This is a genomic window from Clostridium sp. HBUAS56010 (assembly GCF_007115105.1).
Lineage (GTDB): Bacteria > Bacillota > Clostridia > Lachnospirales > Lachnospiraceae > Lacrimispora.
Genome location: NZ_SULJ01000003.1, coordinates 125,133 through 144,463, shown reverse-complemented (window position 1 = coordinate 144,463; position 19,331 = coordinate 125,133). Strand labels below are relative to the sequence as shown.

Genomic DNA, 19,331 nt, shown 5'->3' with positions numbered 1-19,331 from the left:
AATCACAATGGACCATGGAAATACAGGAGAGATTGAACGTAAGGCACTGATCTTTAATGTGCAGAAGTACAATATGTATGACGGGCCGGGTATCAGAACCCTGGTGTTTTTTAAAGGATGCCCGCTCCGGTGTAAATGGTGTGCCAACCCGGAAGGGCTTGAACGAAAATTCCAGGTCATGTATAAACGAAATTCCTGTGCAGACTGCGGGGCATGCGTAAACGTATGCCCAGTGGGAATCCATGTGATATCCAAGGAGACCGGTAAGCATGAAATCCTGCGGGAAAAAGACTGTATTGGCTGTATGAAATGCAAAAATGCCTGCCCCAACAGTGCACTGAGCATTGCCGGGGAGGTAAAGACCATCTCTGAACTGCTAAAGATTGTTCAGGAGGATGAGGCGTTTTATGATATCTCAGGCGGAGGGGTAACCCTTGGAGGCGGCGAAGTCACCGCTCAGCCGGAAGCTGCCTTAAACCTTCTGATGGCATGCAAGCAGGAAGGAATCAATACGGCAATTGAAACCTGCGGTTATACGAAGACGGAAACCATTTTAAAGATTGCAGAATATGTAGACTTGTTCCTGTTTGACATAAAACATATGGACCCGGTGAGACACAACGAGCTTGTGGGTGTAAGCAATGAACAGATTCTTACGAATATCAGGGAACTGCTTCACCGCCGGTATAATGTAAAGGTGCGTATGCCTATGTTAAAAGGAATCAATGAAAGTAAAGAAGAGATTGATGCGGTAATCAGCTTTTTGATGCCGTTCCGTGATTGTAAGAATTTTAAGGGAATTGATTTGCTTCCATACCATAAGCTGGGCGTCAATAAATATAAACAGCTTGATAAAGAGTACCCAATTGAAGGCGATCCCAGTTTAAGTGCAGAGGATTTAGACCGGATTGAGGGCTGGATGAAAGAATATCAATTTCCGGTTACTGTAGTAAAGCACTAAGAAAGGGGAATACGTCGTGGCAGAGATGCAGCGTGTCATAGAAGAGTCTGTTCCTGGAAAACAGGTGACTATCGCTCATGTAATCGCCTCTCCCATTGGGGAAGTCTACGATTGTCTGGGTATTGATGAGCTTGGTGCAATAGGAATTCTCACATTGTCTCCCTATGAAACGTCCATCATTGCCGCAGATATTGCGGCAAAGGCGGCGGATGTGGAGGTGGGATTTTTAGACCGGTTTACCGGTTCTGTTATTATTGCAGGCGACGTAGAGAGTGTGGAAACTGCTTTAACCGCAGTATGTGATACATTGAAACGGATCCTTGGCTATACCGTGCCTCCCATTACGAAGACATGAGAAAGAAGAGACTCATGATCATAGGACCGGATGGCAGCGGTAAGACCTCACTTGCCAATGTCCTTAACGGCATTGACGGACCGGCGAGGAAAACCCAGAACATGGTATATGGGAAAAGAACTCTGGATGTTCCAGGTGCTTATCTGGAAAGTCCGTGGATGCATAAGCATATCATTGCAGCAGCCCAGGAGGCTTCCCATATACTTATGTTAGTCAGCCAGTCGTCTCTGCGGGAAAACTATCCGCCAGGATTTGCAAAAGTATTCCGGGTTCCGGTAATTGGAGTCATAACCAGAAGCGGTGAGAATCCGGACAATGATGAATGGTGTATCCGGCAGTTAGAAAAAACAGGTGTGATACAGCCCTATTGCCATATAAATCTCAGAAACCAGACTGGAATCTCTGAACTGACAAAAGCAATTGAATCACACAGATAAAACCTACCTAAGGGCAAACATAAGGAAACACTAAAAAGTATACCTATATGCCCATAATGCAGGGCAAATATAAGGAAAGGAGGGAAATGTAGCGTGGAGCAATTTGTAATGAACACAAAAGTTTATATGGGGTCCTCCTGTCTTGATAAGATTAAGGAGCTTCCTGTAGAAAAAGCATATATCATCTGTGATCCTTTTATGGCTCAGTCAGGAAAAGTGAATATGATCACAGATTTACTGGCTGAAAAAGGAAGCAGCTTTGAAGTGTTTTCAGAAGTAGTTCCCGATCCAACCATTGATGTGGTTTCAAAGGCAATTGGCAGAATGCAGTGTTTTGAGCCGGATGCGGTGATCGCACTTGGCGGCGGGTCCGCCATTGACACCGCAAAGGCAGCCAGTCAGATCTATAGCCATATGGGAAAAGAGAGACTGTTTCTGATTGCAGTTCCGACAACCAGCGGTACGGGCAGTGAAGTGACTAATTTTTCCGTAATATCAGATCCTCAGGCGCAGGCAAAATACCCGCTTCGTTCGGACAGTATGGTGCCGGATGTGGCATTTTTAGATCCCCGTTTTACGGTATCGGTTCCGCCTCATATTACAGCGGATACCGGGATGGACGTTTTGACCCATGCGCTGGAAGCTTATGTATCAACGGATTCTGGTGATTTTACAGATGCCTGTGCAGAAAAAGCAGTCAGACTGGTCTGGAAGTATTTAGCAAAGACCGTAGAAGAAGGCAGCGATCTGGAAGCAAGAACCCATATGCACAATGCATCCTGTCTGGCAGGGGTTGCTTTTAACGGAGCGTCTTTAGGGCTTTGCCATAGTATGGCTCATGCACTGGGGGCGAAGTTTCATATACCCCATGGAAGAAGCAACGCAATCCTGCTTCCTCATGTAATCAGCTATAATGCCGGTTTAGAAGAGGCCGGTAATTATGAAGCCTGCGGCCGTTATATAGAGATTGCCAACATGCTTGGTATTGCAGCGGGAACAGAAAAAGCAACCGTACATGGTCTGGTGCGCCATATTAAGAATTTAATGAATAAAATCAAAATACCGCAGCAGATCACAGATTTAAAAGTTGACAGAGACGAATTTTTACAGGCTGTTGAGGAAATGGCAGAAAAGGCACTTCATGATAACTGTACGAAAACCAATCCAAGAGTGCCGTCTGCAGAAGAGATTGCAGTGATTTACCGCAAATTATGTAAGGGGGGATTTTAATGAAATTCATTACAGAAGACGATTTAAGGATTTTATTTAAAAAAGAACCCTTTACTGTTTATGACCTTTCGGAGGGTGTCAGATTAACGCCAGGGGCAAGGCAGTTTCTGGTGGATAAAAAGATTGCCTTTCAAGATGGTCTGGTGGCGGTAAAACGCAAAAACCCCGGGACAGAATTAAAAAAAGAAGAGATAGATAAAAAGGAACCGGACAAAAAAGAGACACAAAGTGATCTGTTTCTGTGGAAGAGGAAAACTCTTCAGGCACAGTTTTTGGAGGCAGGACTTGTTTTCATGAAGCGGGATGTGCTGTTGGCAGAGCAGGTCTTTGATCTGGAGCGGAGACTTTCTTTTGTGGGAAAAGAGAGCTCTGGTCAGGAATCTCTGTTTCAGGATTGTACGGGTTTTGATAAAGAAAATCTTCATGAACCCTTTGAAGATTGTTTTGAGATCACTGGTTTTCATGCCCAGTCGGAAAAAGGTGCAGAGATTGTTTTGCTCCACCGGCTGCGCTGTTGCACCAGGGAGTTGGCAGCAGAAACAGGAGATAAGCGGTTTTATCCCGTGATTAATCGTTTATCGCAGATGATTTGTATGGAATATGGAGGAAAGACATGTCAAAAAAGGAAATAACATTTGATAGCTGCAATGAGCTGGTCAGCCAGTTTGAAGCAGTGGTGAAAAAACCTGTAACGGGCAATTCCTCTGTTTACTATACTGGAGTCGATTTGGGAACCGCATGTGTAGTAATTGCCGTGCTTGATGAAAATTATAAGCCGGTAGCCGGTGCTTACCGGTATGCAGATGTGGTTCGTGACGGAATGGTAGTGGACTATATCGGTGCCATCCGCATTGTCCGTGAGCTAAAGGCAGAACTGGAGGAGAAGCTTCATACAGAGCTGCTTTATGCAGCAGCAGCAATTCCACCGGGCACCGATGGTCTGGACGGCGGAGCCATCAAAAACGTGGTACAGGGAGCAGGTTTTGAGATTACAGCTCTTCTTGATGAGCCTACAGCTGCCAATGCCGTGTTACAGATTGAAAATGGAGCAGTTGTGGACATCGGCGGCGGAACCACAGGAATTACCATCTTAAAGGATGGAAAAGTGGTGTATATCGCAGATGAACCAACCGGAGGTACTCATTTCTCCCTGGTGGTGTCTGGCGCATATGGTCTGACATTCCCAGAAGCGGAACTCTATAAGAGAAAAGAAGAACACCACAAAGAACTGCTTCCGGTTTTAAAACCGGTGGTTGAGAAAGTGGCTTCCATCATAAACCAGCACATAAAAGGTCATGACGTAGATGAAATCTATTTAGTAGGTGGAACCTGCTGTCTGACTGGAATTGAAAACATTATTGAGAAACAGACGGGGATCAGGACAAGAAAACCTGAAAACCCAATGTTTGTAACTCCTCTCGGAATCGCATTTTCCTGTACGCAGGAGGAAATGGCATAAAGGAAGTGGACAAATGGAATACCGGATTATTAAATCACCGTCAAAAGGAACTCTTGATATTTTGAACCGGAGGAAAGGCTCCGGCAACTCAGCCCCCATCGGGCAGGTAGATGCAGTAGGACTGATCCAGGGAAGAATTATTGAGATGGTCTGTGCCGCTGACGTAGCAGAAAAGGCAGTTGGCGTAACGGTGGAAGATATCAGGGGAAGCTGCCCACAGAATATGATTATGCTGGCGATATTTGGAGATACGGCATCAGTGGAAGCAGCACTTGAAGAGATAAAGCAACGGGAGAAGCGAGGTGGAATGGAATGGTAGCGGCAAGGTTGATTGACAATATCTGGGCAACCAGAAAAGCGGAATCCTTAAGCGGATACAAGTTTATGCTTGCCGAGATCATTGGAGGTACACGGGAAGGGGAACGGCTGATTGTAGCGGATATTATCAGTGCTGGAATCGGAGACCGTGTGATCGTTTCTACCGGATCTTCTGCCAGGCGTATGCTTGGAGATGATGAGATTCCCATTGATGCGGTAGTAATTGGAATTATTGATGAGGATTGTCAATTTATATAGAAGGGAAGTGATCATATGAAGCAGTTGATTTGCGCCAAAGATGTGGAAGCACTTCATGCAGAAGGCAAACAGACTTATTATGTGGAAAGCGGAAGCATTATCACTCCATCAGCCAGAGATGCCGCTGATTCTTACGGAATCACATTTTGCAGTCAGCCAGAGCCTCAGGCAGCACCAGCATTAGCAGGAGCAGACATTGACAGTGAGAAGATCTATCAGGTACTTCAGATGCTGATGGAAAAGGGAATGCTTTCTGATGTCTTAAAGCCTTATGAGTCAGAAACCCATGGAAATGGCTTAAAAGTAGTCCGGGGCAGTTCTGTAAAGATGGATGTATTTGATACCGGTGACCCGTCTGTAAAGGCATATTATCAGGAACTGATAAGCAAAGAAGAGTCTCATATCAGTGCAGGATTTCTTGTGATTGATCATTCAAAATTTGAATGGGAACTGACATATGAAGAGATTGACTATGTAATTGAGGGAACGCTTACGGTGACAATTGACGGAAAGACCTATACAGCAAAAGCTGGAGATGTTCTTTTTGTACCGTCAGGATCAAAAGTGATCTGGGGATCACCGGACAAAGCGAGAATATTCTATGCAACTTATCCGGCGAACTGGGCGGATCTGGTCTAAGGAGGTAAAAGATGCAGGCACTTGGCTTTATAGAAACAAAAGGCATGCTGGCGGTAATTGAAGCGGCAGATGCCATGTTAAAAGCAGCAGATGTATCTCTGGTAGAAAAGACCAAAGTCGGCGGAGGACTGGTCTCTGTCACGGTGACAGGTGATGTAGCGGCAGTAACAGCTGCCGTGGATGCAGGAGCTGCAGCGGTGGAGCGGATTGATGGCGCTGTTCTTATTACACGCCATGTGATTCCAAGACCGCATGAGGAGCTTGTGGCTGTCGTAGGTGAACAGCATTCCAAAGAGCCGGCAGAGGAGCCAGTACCGGTCCAGATAGAGCAGATCCAGGCAGAACAGTCTGAAACGGAAACAGAGGAAGATCCTTCCTGTGAAACAGATGGGGTGGATACCATTAAGAGAGAAACCGTAGATGTATGGATCACACAGGATGGACTGGAAGAAACCATGAAGATACTTGAAGATATGAAGGTAACAGAACTCAGAACACTTGCCCGTGAATATCCGGAATTCAGCATAGCTGGAAGAGAGATTTCAAAGGCAAATAAAACCCTGCTGCTGGAAGAATTCGGGAAGTTTTATGGACAAAATGATTGAGATTTTTAGAAAAGGAGAACAGGAACATGGAAAATTTTGATTATGATTTACGTTCCATCCAGGAAGCAAGGGACTTGGCAAGAAGCGGAGAGGCAGCAGCAAAAGCGATTGCTAAATTTACCGATGAACAGATTGATGCTATTTTAAGAAGTATGGCAAAAGCAGGAGAAGAACATTCTCTTTGTCTGGCTGAAATGGCAGTAGAAGAGACTGGATTTGGTAAGGTCATGGATAAGGCATACAAAAACCATGCGGCTTCTACTCTTTTATATGAGCAGATCAAAGGCATGAAGACGACTGGTATTCTTTCCGAGGATACAGTTAATAAAACCATTGAGGTTGCAGAGCCGGTAGGTCTGGTTATGGGAATTGTTCCTTCCACAAACCCTACTTCCACTGTATTTTTCAAATCCATGATTGCTGTTAAATCAGGAAATTCTATTGTATTTTCTCCTCACCCATCTGCTGCAAAGTGTACTTTAAAAGCAGCAGAAGTGATGCGTGATGCAGCAATTGCAGCAGGTGCACCAGAAGGAATTATCGGCTGTGTATCCATGCCCTCCATGGGTTCTACCAATGAACTGATGAAGGGAAAAGAAGTTTCCATCATCATAGCAACCGGCGGTCCTGGAATGGTAAAAGCTGCTTACAGTGCAGGAAAACCAGCCATTGGTGTAGGCGCAGGAAATTCTCCGGCTTATATCGAAAAGACAGCCAATGTAAAAGACGCAGTGAAAACAATCATGGCTAGCAAGACCTTTGACTATGGAACAATCTGCGCATCTGAGCAGTCCATTATCTGTGAAGAAAGCAACCATGCAGAAGTTGTTTCTGAGTTAAAGAGCCAGGGCGGTTACTTTATGACAAAAGAAGAGACAGACAAGGTCTGCAATCTGTTATTTAAAAATGGACACAGCATGAATGCAAAGTTTGTTGGACGTTCTCCTCAGGTGATCGCAGCAGCAGCCGGAATCCAGATTCCGGAAGGAACCAGAGTCTTAATTGGAAAACAGGAAGGCGTTGGAGAAGGCTATCCGTTATCCTATGAGAAGCTGACAACGGTTCTTGGCTTCTATACCGTTAAGGATTGGGAAGAAGCATGTGGACTGAGCATCCGTCTGTTACAGAACGGCATTGGTCACACCATGAGCATTCATACCCAGGATCGTGATAAGGTTCTTAAATTTGCAGCAAAGCCTGCTTCCAGAATTCTTGTAAACACAGGCGGCAGCCAGGGAGGAACCGGTATCAGCACTGGACTTCCGATTGCATTTACATTAGGATGCGGAACCTGCGGCGGAAGCTCTGTTTCTGAGAATGTAAGTCCAAAGCACTTAATCAATATTAAGACGGTTGCATTTGGCTTAAAAGACTGTGCGACCATTGCAGAGACTGATCCAACCTTTACATGGAAAGACAAAACTTCTAAAACAGAATGCAGCCCGGCTGATTTTGTGGCAGCAGCATCCCAGGTATGCCAGTCCGGCTGTGATGATAACGAAAAGCTGGCAGCTCTTGTAAAAGAGATCGTGCTGGCAATGAAAGGTCAGTAATTACAACTGGGAGAGGAATAATCATGGATAAATACGAAGCAGTAATAAAGCTTTTAATGGAAGCTGTACAATCAGACTCCAAAAAGGATGACTCCAAAATACCAGTAGGCGTTTCCAACCGCCATGTGCATTTGTCCCAGGAGGATTTAGAGTCTTTGTTTGGCAAAGGATATGAACTGACCAATATGAAGGAATTATCCCAGCCGGGACAATACGCATGCAAAGAAACAGTAACGGTATGCGGTCCCAAAGGAGCCATAGAAAAGGTTCGTATTCTCGGACCTGTCAGAAAACAGACCCAGGTGGAGATTTTAGTAGCAGATGGTTTTAAGCTTGGGAAAAAGGCAGAGCCTAAGATGTCTGGTGAATTAGCCGGAACACCAGGAATTACACTGGTTGGACCAAATGGTTCTGTAGAGACAAAAGAAGGGCTAATCATTGCCCAGAGACATATTCACATGAGTCCTTCCGATGCTCTGAGATTCGGAGTGCAGGATGGACAGACAGTAAGCATTAAGACAGAAGGAATCCGGGGAGGAATCTTTGACCATGTTGCCATTCGGGTAACCGATACTTCCAGTCTGGAATGCCACTTAGATACAGAAGAAGCCAATGCCATGGGGCTTGGCGGCTCTGCAAGCGTTACCATTGTTAAATAGGGAACCATTAAAATTATTATATAAATCAGGAGGATTAAAGATATGAAATATGATGCATTAGGAATGATCGAGACAAAAGGTTTAGTTGGATCCATTGAAGCAGCAGATGCTATGGTAAAGGCAGCAAACGTTACATTAATCGGCAAGGAATTTGTTGGCGGCGGTCTTGTAACTGTTATGGTAAGAGGAGATGTAGGTGCTGTTAAGGCAGCAACTGATGCAGGTGCAGCAGCAGCTCAGCGTGTAGGTGAACTTGTTTCTGTACATGTAATTCCTCGTCCTCATGCAGAAGTTGAAACAATTCTTCCTGCAACAAAAGAACTGTAATCTATGTGAAAAAAGGGGTCTGGAGCTCTCCGTATTACCGGAGGGAGCCAGACCCTTTTTGGTAGACAAATAAATTTTATCGGGTATAATGGGAAGGAGATAAATAGAAAATTTCAGATGTCAGTCAGGAGAGACTTCGATGATAAAAGAGGACAAACATATTACCCTTGAAATTGCAGCAGGAATTGTAGTATTCACAGCAGCAGCCATGATCCTGGCATGTTTTATCAGACCTGGATTTTCTGTGTTTGCAGGACTTTTTCTTGGAATGATACTGTCTCTCGTTATGTTTTTAACCATGGCGGCAGTATTAAAGCTTTGCATAAAGACCAGAAACCAGAGATTCACAACCATTTTCAGCATTACAAGTTCCATGAGCCGTTATCTGGTTCTTCTTGCAATTGTTGCTGTGGTAGTAAAACGGTATTCGGAGGTTTTTCATCCGGTTGCACTCATCATTGGTATCTTTGGAATCAAGGCAGGGACATTTCTCCAGCCCCTGATTCATAAAGGTTTTGAAAGGTTTCATTTTCCAAAAGCATAAAAGGCTTTCCAGGTGGAGGAAAGGCTGTTTTTATGCTATACTATGAATCAGATAAAACAAAACAGGGAGTAAATATTCATGAAAGAGACGTCATTAGTGATTATGGCTGCTGGTATTGGAAGCAGATTTGGTGGAGGAATCAAACAGTTGGAGCCAGTTGGTCCTTGCGGAGAGATTATTATGGATTATTCAATCCACGATGCGCTGGAAGCTGGTTTCAATAAGATTGTATTCATTATCCGCAGGGATTTAGAGGAAGACTTTAAAACGATTATCGGAAAGCGGATTGAAAAAATTGCTCCTGTGTCCTATGCGTATCAGGAACTGGACGATCTTCCGGAAGGGTTTCATAAACCGGCAGGCAGGACAAAACCATGGGGAACCGGTCAGGCAATCTTATGTGCCAAAGGTGTGATCCGTGACCCGTTTGTAGTTATTAATGCAGATGATTACTATGGAAAAGAAGGCTTTGTGAAGATCCATGATTATCTGGTAAAGGACATGAAGCCGGAATCAAAGCCTTACGATATCTGCATGGGCGGTTTTATTCTGGGCAATACCTTAAGTGAAAATGGAGGCGTAACCAGAGGCGTATGTCAGGTAGATGCAGAAGGCGTGCTGCAGGAGGTAACAGAGACTTACGAACTGAAAAAGACTGCTGCAGGAGCAGAAGGGCGTAACGAAGCAGGAGAACCGGTGGTGATTCCTCTGACCCAGAATGTATCCATGAATATGTGGGGACTTTCTCCGGAATTTTTAGAGGAACTTTCCAAAGGCTTTCCAGAGTTCTTAAGGGGACTTAAAGTAGATGATATGAAGTCAGAGTATCTGCTTCCAAAGATCATTGACCGTCTGGTTCAGTCTGGTGATGCAAGAGTCAAAGTGCTTGAAACAAAGGATAAATGGTTCGGTGTGACCTATAAAGAAGACAAACCGGCAGTTGCTGCTTCAATAAAGGATTTGGTTTCTAAGGGCGTATACCAGACACCGCTGTTTGACGAAAAATAGTAAAAAGGTGTCTGCACCTTTTGTTATGGCTGCGCATACTATATGATGTATAAGCTTATAGCAGGGAGTGAGAACAGCCGTGCCCAAAAACCCGGATAATACTTATGGTAATAATGGAAGACCTTTGGAACCGTATATGCTTTACGGTGACAGGGACCGCACCCCAGGTCCTCAGGCGAGGAATGATCTGGTCGTTCAGGATCTGGAATATTTGCAGGGATTGTACCCGGGACATATGAAACGTCTGCAGGAATATGTAGTTTCTGCATGTGACCATCTGGAGTATAAGAATAGTCCGATGTACGACGAATATCCGGACCGCCTGATGATTAATCAGATGTGTGATTCCATATGCAGTCAGATTTACAGTGATGGTGTCCTCACAGAAGAACCAGTTGTGGGAACTCTTCGTGACGAAGGAAATGAGTCAGAAGGTCAGATGGAAGAAATCGCGGAATGGGATAACGATGAGGCTGAGATTCAGGAAGTGGTGGAGAAACAGAACGGACCTTACTGGGGTCCGCCGCCAGGCAACAGACCCCCAGGCTGGGGTCAGCCCTGGAATCCTCCGGGTCCAAAACCCCCTTATTGGGGTCCGCCGCCAGGTCACAGACCGCCGGGCTGGGGTCAGCCCTGGAACCCTCCGGGACACAAACCAGGACCAAGACCACCCCAGTGGGGACCACCGCCAGGTCACAGACCACCGTGGGGACAAAAGCCAGGATCAAGACCACCGAAGAATAACGGATGGTTAAATGAAATTATTTCTGTTCTGCTTCTCAATGAAATGCACCGGAGAAGGTGCGGATCAGGGCGTTGCAGGTAGGAAGAAAGTGAGCCGCTGCACGACAGGTAAGGATTTACCTGTTGTGTGGCGGTTTTTTTATGGGTCGTGACCCTGTTGAGCTCGCAAAGCGTGCGAAATATAAACCACCCGCTTTGCGGGTGCGCGGTGTTTGTTATACAAAAAAATCACCTTTCCGTTATAATAAGGTTGTTCAAGCCAGTTTATAACGAAAGGAAAGGTGATTTTAATGGCCAATAAGGCAAACAGTTTAGCACATACCAAATGGATGTGTAAGTATCACATAGTGTTCACACCAAAGTACAGGAGAAAAATAATTTACAACCAGTACAAGGAGAGTATCAGAGATATTCTGAAACAGCTATGTGGGTACAAAGGTGTAGAAATATTGGAAGGTCATATAATGCCCGACCATATTCATATGCTTGTAAGCATTCCACCTAAACTGAGTGTATCACAATTTATGGGATATCTCAAAGGAAAAAGTGCGCTTATGATTGTTGGGGAAATTGGGAGGGGGAAGTTTTATATTGGGGGTGCCAGGTTGTGAAGCATATTGTAAAACCAGAAAAAAGAACGTGTGTTCGAAAATAGGGTTGACAGGAGAGTTTTAGGGGGATATAATCTAGGAGTCGACAAACAGAACATATGTTCGAAAACAATGGCAGTAACATGAACTGTTTTTATGAAGGGGCGTTGCTGAAGTCATTCTTCCATTAAGGAAATGTGTAAATAGGAGTTATTTTTAAGTTATCACAAGAACAGCAGATTAAATGGTTTTAGAGTTAAAAATAAAAAATAAGAAAGAGGTAATTGATATGGCAAGTACAAATAAAACATCATTAGGATTAAATATGTGGGAAGCATCGGATAAACCGGTGAGAATGGATTTTGTGAATGATAACAGCATTATTAATGAGGAGGTATCTAATTTAAAAGAGGATCTTGGTAAAAGCAATGCTCTTGTTGATGAGAAGATATCTAAGTTAAATAGCAATTTAACTAACGTGACTACAGGAGATACATTGCTGGGGAAAATAAAATATCTTCCAGAAGCTTACATTGATAATCCCAATAGTTATTTTAATCTTTCTGGTTGGAATGTCATTCCATATTTGACTTTTGCTAACGTTTCTCCTGATATTGGCTGGGGTCTTATTGTAGGTACTCTTGATAACAACAACGGAAATCCGGTTGGAGCACAATTTGCTGTTGGTACGGTTCAGATAGCATACCGCAAATATGCAACATTGACGTGGTCAGATTGGACATTTAAATAATCATTTGTCAATGAATTTTAAGCTGGCGAAGTAATAGCCATCTACATATAGCTGCAAGGCTCCGCCATCGTCCCACCGAAAAGCAATCCGGGAAGGAACTCGAGTATTGAGAGCATTGGTTGTACTGTTTAATCCCGTGTTTGTAGCTGTTAAATTGCTATTTATCTAACTTAAGTCAAATTATAAATAGTCATTCTTGCCCATTTATAGAGAAGGATGACTATTTACATATTGCATCATAATAATGGTACTAAACACCAACAAATAGAAAAACGTAATAACCACTACCAGCTATCAATGTAACACACAAAAAACTTGAACGTGAATCAATCATAAACGATAACCAAAGGTTATTTATATAAAATGAAGGGAGGTGCCAAACATCTATGAAGCGACCGGAATGTCTACATATCCCAACTCTCCACGAAGGAGAACAGGCACAGATCAGTTGGGAAGCAACAGAGGAAGACAAACATTATATAATAGAACGAGTATTTAATGAATCGTTTTTACAAGCCCAATCGGGATACACCTGGGATAATTTTGATAGTACCAATGAGCAATGGAATAGCCGTGATAAGGGTGATGATTCCTGGTATCAATTAGAAAACAGAACAGGAAAAGGTCAGCACTGGGAACGTCTGGATTATAATCAGTTAAACTGGGAAGAAGTTGAAGGACATTCATTTACCTGGCAGAAATTTGAGAACTGTGATATTAACTTTGAGATATTTAAAGGAGCCGGTAATGAACAACCTGATGTGGAACATGGACGTACCTGGCTGGAGCTGGATGAGTTTAATAAGGAATGGAACAGTTTGGAGAATTCAATACATTCATGGGCTGAAGAAGAGCGGATGACGTTACCTGGTATCTCATGGGAGAGCATTGATTCCAGATGGCTGACATTTAATGAATGGGAAGAAAAAAATCTGAGCTTTTTTGAACTGGATGGGCAGAAACAGGTAGAAAAGCATCGGGGAATGACAGATAACATATCAATTGGATCAATAAATGCATCGTATCGTATTAGATCATATGATTCGAAAGGAGATGTATCAGAGTATTTGTCAACCGGACAAGTACCTATTATACCAATATTTTACCGTAGAAGTGCAGTGGTATATCCGGTAAGAAGCGGGGAGCATTACATTGTTTTGATGGGAGCTCAGGAAGTTCAAAGTCTGTATAAAATACGAATAAATCTTCGGTATAATCCATATTTACTGGAATTAATCAGTCTTGCAGCAGAAAGCCCAAGGCAAGTTAAGGAGCCGGGGAATTATCCAGAAGAAAAATTAAAAATATATTCTAAAAATTTAGGGAATTTATGGTTCCAATCAACCAGACAGTTACAAGAGAATGAATGTTTTAGCGGCCCCATTGCATTGGTAGAATTTGTTGCCAGAAAAACAGGAAATGCAGCAGTGTCACTATATTAAAGTTAAGAAGGGAATAGATGGACGATAAAAAAACTACAAAGAATTACATTGATAATGATCAATGGGAAGTAGCGGATACAAAAATAGAGGATAGTCTTTCAAAAGACGAAAATCAGGCAAAGGTTTGGGAAGTACAGCTTAATCAGTCCGCATTACCAAAAGAAGAGGGAGAAATTACGGACATAAAACAGTACCCCCAATCTCCATATACCTACTTTGAAACAAATAAGGTAAATGTTCAACTAAGCACAGGGGATGTTCAATATGAGACAACGGACTTTGTGCTGCCTGGAAGAGATGGATTTGACGTATCCATCGCAAGACGCTATGACTCTGGCTGTGCTAATTTAGTAGATATGTTTCCAACTGTCAAAAAGGACAAAATAAAAACTGGATCTATTAATAATAGCTTTTATGTCAATACATATGGATTGGGATACGGTTGGTCCTTTGTCTTGCCGTCAATTGAAACCGTACTGTATGTTTATTATTCTTCTATAGAAATGCCAATTAAAGAAATAAAACCGTTTTTACTTCCAACGATTGGTTATGACTATATTCTTCATCTTGAAGATGGAAGAAATTTAAAAATAAGACAATCCTCAGATGGATTTGAAAGTTACAATTTAAAGGATGTACGTGTTATTACCAGGTCTGGTACGATTCAGCATCCCTATGCAGTCGGTGTTATAAAAAAATATGATATCATAATTGAATATAAGAATGGAAACAAAGATTACTTTAAGAATTTAAGTGAAATAGCTGACGAACGAGATGGAAAGTATGCACAGCGATTTACTCTGGTTTCTCGGCAGGATAAATTTGGAAATGTAATTTGTTATGACCTGAAAAGTCAGGGTGGAATGGAGATAGTGGATACATGGGGACGTATAATCAGTCTGGAAAAGACAGAATATGGTCTCACTTGGAGATTGCCAGAAAGCACGATTGGAAAAGCAAATGAATTTTCCTATCACATTGATCATACGGATCCCTTAAAGCTTACTGGAGTAACAGATCCGGCAGGTCACAGGACCCAGTACAGCTACTTTAATCCGGAAGAGTATACCGGCATTATGCGTTATGCTTCAAAAAAAACAATGGGATATAATACGGGAGATAAAGAACGAAAATTTATGCTCTTAAAGAGTATTACATATCCAAATAACGCATCTACACAACTTATCTATGGCAAGAAAATCAGCATTGTAAATGATGCTGGTGGAATACTTACCCATTTTGCGCTGACGACAAAAAAGGATACTTCTGATGGAACTGAATATAATTTGGCAGAGTACAGATATAGGCTTGAATCCCGAACTTCCTACGATTCTGGAAATGGAGAATATATTGAGTATGCGGAAGTAAAACATCACCAGGATATTCTGGAAAATCATCAATTTGATCGGGAAGGAAAGTTGTTAAAAAAGGAGATCAGGCATCAAAATGCTCTTATTTCAAAAGGAGTGTATAAATATAACAATAAACTTATTGTATCATCAGTTGAGCAGGAATTTGACAGGAACGATGAGCAGAAGTTTCTGGAGAAGAGAACTTCATGGAAATATTCTTCTGATCAAAAGGCAGATATTATACAATACATGGAAGAATATCCAGATGACCCTTCCTGTAACCAGGAGGTCAATACAAGTTATGGGGATTATAGTATCATTCTTGAGACTGAAAGAAAAAATGGCTCTGACCGGATCAGGGAAACCAATGAACTTCATACAGAATTGGGAAATCGTGTAATAAAATATCGGCGGATTTATGAGAATGGAGTTTTAAAAGAAAAAACCAAATATGAGTATAAGGATTCTAATAATCCATATTGCGTGACCAATGAAAAAAGGTACTTCCTTGCAGACAGTGGAGATCTGGAGCAGTCAGACAATTGTACGGAAATAATTTTCAAATACAGTTCACCTTCCAGTTCTGTCAGCAAATATACACATAATTTTATATCAAAAGAACAAACCGGAATAATAGATATGGATGGTAAACCATGTGATTCCATTAAGGAAGAATTTCAATATGACAATTGGGGACGGCTTATCTATAAAAAAGATTCTAGAAATCAGGTTAGTACGATTCGTTATGACATATTAGGGCGTGTAGAGGAAGAGGCATTGCCTCCGGTAGAAGGTCAGCAGTCACTGAACAAAACTTATTATAATGACTTCTTAAACTATATAACGAAAACAGATGCGAACAACCAAAAAAGACGAATTTATTATACCCCATTCGGACAGGTTCAAAGAATCTGTCTTACCCAATCGGATGAACCGGTTTCAAATGATATTGTATTGAAAGACTACCGTTATAATTCCTGGAGAGAATTGACAGAAGCAGTCACATATGATGGAAATGGAACATCAATAGATCATATAAGAAAAACTGAGAATTATACTTATGATTCCTTTGGAAGAATATTATCCTATACCATTCCCCAAGTTGGATACGAAGAGAACTATGAATACAATGAGGTATGTACGGATCTGGTGGATGGTAAAAAATATTTTTCTGAACGAAAACGGGTTGTCGGAGACATTTTCGCTCCGGATATCATCACAGAATCTTATAAAGATCAGAAAGGAAGGGTACGGAAAAAGTTTTTAGCCGGAGAAAGGATCTATAGTTATGAATATGACAATGCGGGAAACAATATCCAGAGAGCTGATGCCTCAAATAGAGTGGAACGATGGGAGTATGATTATGCAGGTCGTACAGTAAAATCCATATGGATAGATTCTGGTCATGAAAGAGTCACCAACACTCAATTTGATGCGTTGGGAAATAAAAGATTCTATACGGATGAGGTTGGAAATAAAACTGAATTTCGATATGATAGGGCAGGACGTTTGATTCAAATTGATACACCATTTGACCATCGTACCCAGATTATAAAATATTATTATGATGCAGCAGGAAATATAATTGCGGAAAAGAAAGCGCAAAAGGACGGGTGGCAGGAGACTAAGCATACATATGATGCAAGAAACCGATTAACCGATACCTATCAGTATCTAAGTCAGGGGGAATGGATCAGAACCGTCTGTCGTTATGATGGGCTGGATCAGATCATTTTAAGAAGAACAGGAGATACTCCATCTAAAGAAGGTCGGGAAGTGACCAAGTATGCCTATGACTGCTTTGGAAATGTCACTAAGATAACAGACTCATGCGGTTATACGGAATACTATCAGTATGATAAGACAGGAAGATTGCAGGTAAAAACTGACAGGAATAAGAATAGGACCATTTATTATTACGGTGCCATGGATTATTTGTTAAAAGAGACCGTACAAAAACCAACTCCAGCCGGAACGGTAGTTAGTGAACGGGAATATTTTTATGGCAGCAGCGGTAAGAAAATTCGTGAAGTGAGCCGTGAATCAGTGGCAGGAGAACAAACCGTTTTTCTGGAAACAAATTACCGTTACAATAATAAAGGGCAGATGGTTCTCCAAGTAGATCCTGGAACAATAGAAAAAAATTATACCTATGATATATATGGAAACCGCCAGTCCTTTCAACTGATAAAAAAAGGAGAAACCGCCCCGCAAATCAGTCTCTATTATGTCTACGACGACTTATACCGTTTAAAACAGGTAAGGAAAGGAAATGTTGCCGGGGAAATACTGGCAGAGTACCAATATGATGAAAAAGGGAATCGTAAGACCCTATTTTATCCGCAGTCGGCTATAGAAGTTAATTATAAATACAATCATGGAAATAAAATAACATCATTAGAAAATAAGAGAAATGGAATTGTGATATCTTCTTGGGAGTATGTCTATGATGTGGATGGAAATATTGTAAGTAAGACGAGCAAAGATGACATTTCCCCAGTTAATATATTGTACCAGTATGATCGGCTGGGTCGCCTGACCGAAGAAGATTATTCTGGCTGGAAGCGCTCCATTTACACCTATGATTCCTACTCCAACCGCATTAAAATGATGGTGCAAGGAAAAACAAAGGGTGAGTTGGTTCATGTTACCAGTTATGAGTATGGTTTAAACAACCGGTTGGAAAAAGAAATAAAAAAGCAGGGAAAAATCACTGAAACGCATCGGTACCGATATGATGATAACGGAAATGAAATTTTCCGTATCTGGGAGAAGACTGCACCAACACCGGACTATCCCGGAAATGTGAAATTATCGGGGAGCTATCAAAGGGAGACTCCTACCGTTTATGAATGGAGACATTATAACGGATTTGACCAGCTTAACCGTGTAAATCAGGATGACAAAGAAATTATATACCAATACAGGGGAGATGGACTGCGTCACTCTACAGAAGTGAGAAAACTAACCGAAGACCAAGGGAAAACAAGTCTTTATTACTGGGATGAAAGCAATATAACAGCAGAACAGAAGAGTGATAACAAGATTACAACCTATTTAAGAGGAATCAATTTAATTGCCAGTGAAACAGATCGCGTGGTATACTATTTTATATTTAATGAACATGGTGATGTGACCACGCTGTTGAGTCAAAGCGGAACGTGCAGAGCTTCCTATGAGTACGATGCTTTTGGATTTGAGAGAAACCAGAATAAGGATGATGGGAATCCGTTTCGATATTGTGGGGAATTCCTGGATTCAGATACCAATACTTACTATCTCCGGGCAAGAAGCTATAGGTCAGAATCTGGTCGTTTTCTTACTGAGGACAGTGTTGGAAGCGTTACAAGGAAAATGCCCAATGAACAGGAAATCACAGATCCGCTAAGTTTAAATAAGTATACCTATTGTCATAATAATCCATTACTTTATACTGACCCTAGTGGTCATATTCCACTTTTAGTTTTAACAGCTATAGCTGGTTTAGTTGCCGGAGCAATTGCAGGTGCAGTGTCATCATCTATGCAAGGTGGATTTTCATGGACTTCAGTTGCTAAAGGAGCTGCAATTGGTGCGACCATTGGTCTGACTGGAGGAGGAGCACTGGCATATGGAGTTACTGGCAGCGTATTAGCATCAACGGGTTCAGTTGCATCAAGTCTTGGATATGGTGTAACAACAGTGGGACCTGCTGGGGCAGCTGGATTCGCACAGGCACGGCAATTGGTGCAGGCACAGCAGATGAGAGTTGTTGCGGGGGCGGGGAACGTTGCAAAATTTGATCGTAATGTTAAAACTGCTTCAGAATTAGATCCTAATACCTTTAATGGACTAACAGATAATGGCACAATTAAAGTTAATACATCTGGTAGTAATAGACCTTTAACTAGTACTCCAAACAGTTATTATAAAACCGCAAATGGGGAACATATTTTTACATATGATTCCAAAGGAAAGTTAATATATGACATTAGTAGTAGTAGAGTTAAAGGATTTGAGCTTCATATAAATCCCAATACAGGCCAGGAGTTCTATAAGGATGTAAAATTAAAAGGTGATGTGCCGGATTCAATAAAAAATATATTTGGGTGGCGATAAA

General features: G+C 42.0%; 20 protein-coding genes. All 20 read left to right on the top strand.

Features of this window, described 5'->3' with window-relative positions; all coding sequences use genetic code 11:
• The first annotated feature begins 7 nt into the window (after nt 1–7).
• The 20 genes from cutD to FAY33_RS07230 all read left to right on the top strand — a co-directional run bounded on the left by cutD (nt 8) and on the right by FAY33_RS07230 (nt 19,330).
• Nucleotides 8–961, top strand: a complete 954-nt coding sequence (cutD, locus tag FAY33_RS07325; protein WP_143320280.1) for a choline TMA-lyase-activating enzyme — start codon at nt 8–10, stop codon at nt 959–961.
• A gap of 25 nt (nt 962–986) precedes the next feature.
• Nucleotides 987–1,316: a BMC domain-containing protein gene (locus FAY33_RS07320; protein WP_143320558.1), complete on the top strand. Its 330-nt coding sequence runs from the start codon at nt 987–989 to the stop codon at nt 1,314–1,316.
• Between the two features lie 14 nt (nt 1,317–1,330).
• Nucleotides 1,331–1,753, top strand: coding sequence for a EutP/PduV family microcompartment system protein (locus FAY33_RS07315; RefSeq protein WP_347562665.1), 423 nt, complete (start codon nt 1,331–1,333; stop codon nt 1,751–1,753).
• Nucleotides 1,754–1,846: 93 nt separating this feature from the next.
• Nucleotides 1,847–2,983, top strand: coding sequence for a 1-propanol dehydrogenase PduQ (locus tag FAY33_RS07310; RefSeq protein WP_143320276.1), 1,137 nt, complete (start codon nt 1,847–1,849; stop codon nt 2,981–2,983).
• Nucleotides 2,983–3,615, top strand: coding sequence for a hypothetical protein (locus FAY33_RS07305; RefSeq protein WP_143320274.1), 633 nt, complete (start codon nt 2,983–2,985; stop codon nt 3,613–3,615). The genes FAY33_RS07310 and FAY33_RS07305 overlap by 1 nt, the downstream gene beginning before the upstream one ends.
• A complete protein-coding gene (eutJ, locus tag FAY33_RS07300) occupies nt 3,597–4,442 on the top strand; it encodes an ethanolamine utilization protein EutJ (RefSeq protein WP_143320272.1) in 846 nt (281 codons plus the stop codon). The genes FAY33_RS07305 and eutJ overlap by 19 nt, the downstream gene beginning before the upstream one ends.
• Before the next feature lie 13 nt (nt 4,443–4,455).
• On the top strand, nt 4,456–4,761 hold the full coding sequence (locus FAY33_RS07295) for a BMC domain-containing protein (RefSeq protein ID WP_143320270.1): 306 nt from the start codon (nt 4,456–4,458) through the stop codon (nt 4,759–4,761).
• The gene (locus FAY33_RS07290; RefSeq protein WP_143320269.1) at nt 4,755–5,018 is read left to right on the top strand and encodes a EutN/CcmL family microcompartment protein; all 264 of its coding nucleotides are present in this window, start codon (nt 4,755–4,757) and stop codon (nt 5,016–5,018) included. The genes FAY33_RS07295 and FAY33_RS07290 overlap by 7 nt, the downstream gene beginning before the upstream one ends.
• A gap of 15 nt (nt 5,019–5,033) precedes the next feature.
• Nucleotides 5,034–5,657, top strand: a complete 624-nt coding sequence (locus tag FAY33_RS07285) for a cupin domain-containing protein (RefSeq protein WP_143320267.1) — start codon at nt 5,034–5,036, stop codon at nt 5,655–5,657.
• An 11-nt stretch (nt 5,658–5,668) separates the two neighbouring features.
• Complete coding sequence (locus tag FAY33_RS07280; RefSeq protein ID WP_143320265.1) at nt 5,669–6,262, top strand: BMC domain-containing protein; 594 nt, start codon at nt 5,669–5,671, stop codon at nt 6,260–6,262.
• 26 nt (nt 6,263–6,288) lie between these two features.
• Nucleotides 6,289–7,815, top strand: coding sequence for an acetaldehyde dehydrogenase (acetylating) (locus FAY33_RS07275; protein ID WP_143320263.1), 1,527 nt, complete (start codon nt 6,289–6,291; stop codon nt 7,813–7,815).
• Between the two features lie 23 nt (nt 7,816–7,838).
• Entirely contained in the window at nt 7,839–8,474 is a 636-nt protein-coding gene (locus FAY33_RS07270; protein WP_143320261.1) for a phosphate propanoyltransferase, read from the top strand.
• Nucleotides 8,475–8,516: 42 nt separating this feature from the next.
• Entirely contained in the window at nt 8,517–8,801 is a 285-nt protein-coding gene (gene eutM, locus FAY33_RS07265) for an ethanolamine utilization microcompartment protein EutM (RefSeq protein ID WP_143320259.1), read from the top strand.
• Between the two features lie 139 nt (nt 8,802–8,940).
• Entirely contained in the window at nt 8,941–9,345 is a 405-nt protein-coding gene (locus FAY33_RS07260; protein WP_143320257.1) for an ATP synthase subunit I, read from the top strand.
• A 78-nt stretch (nt 9,346–9,423) separates the two neighbouring features.
• On the top strand, nt 9,424–10,353 hold the full coding sequence (locus FAY33_RS07255; RefSeq protein ID WP_143320255.1) for a sugar phosphate nucleotidyltransferase: 930 nt from the start codon (nt 9,424–9,426) through the stop codon (nt 10,351–10,353).
• A 79-nt stretch (nt 10,354–10,432) separates the two neighbouring features.
• Nucleotides 10,433–11,179 (top strand): hypothetical protein, encoded by a 747-nt coding sequence (locus FAY33_RS20050; RefSeq protein ID WP_279231842.1) that lies wholly within the window; start codon nt 10,433–10,435, stop codon nt 11,177–11,179.
• 208 nt (nt 11,180–11,387) lie between these two features.
• Nucleotides 11,388–11,708: an IS200/IS605 family transposase gene (tnpA, locus tag FAY33_RS07245; RefSeq protein ID WP_279231840.1), complete on the top strand. Its 321-nt coding sequence runs from the start codon at nt 11,388–11,390 to the stop codon at nt 11,706–11,708.
• 223 nt (nt 11,709–11,931) lie between these two features.
• Nucleotides 11,932–12,438: a hypothetical protein gene (locus FAY33_RS07240; protein WP_143320254.1), complete on the top strand. Its 507-nt coding sequence runs from the start codon at nt 11,932–11,934 to the stop codon at nt 12,436–12,438.
• Between the two features lie 386 nt (nt 12,439–12,824).
• On the top strand, nt 12,825–13,880 hold the full coding sequence (locus tag FAY33_RS07235; RefSeq protein WP_143320252.1) for a hypothetical protein: 1,056 nt from the start codon (nt 12,825–12,827) through the stop codon (nt 13,878–13,880).
• 17 nt (nt 13,881–13,897) lie between these two features.
• On the top strand, nt 13,898–19,330 hold the full coding sequence (locus FAY33_RS07230; RefSeq protein WP_143320250.1) for an RHS repeat-associated core domain-containing protein: 5,433 nt from the start codon (nt 13,898–13,900) through the stop codon (nt 19,328–19,330).
• Nucleotide 19,331: the final 1 nt, after the last annotated feature.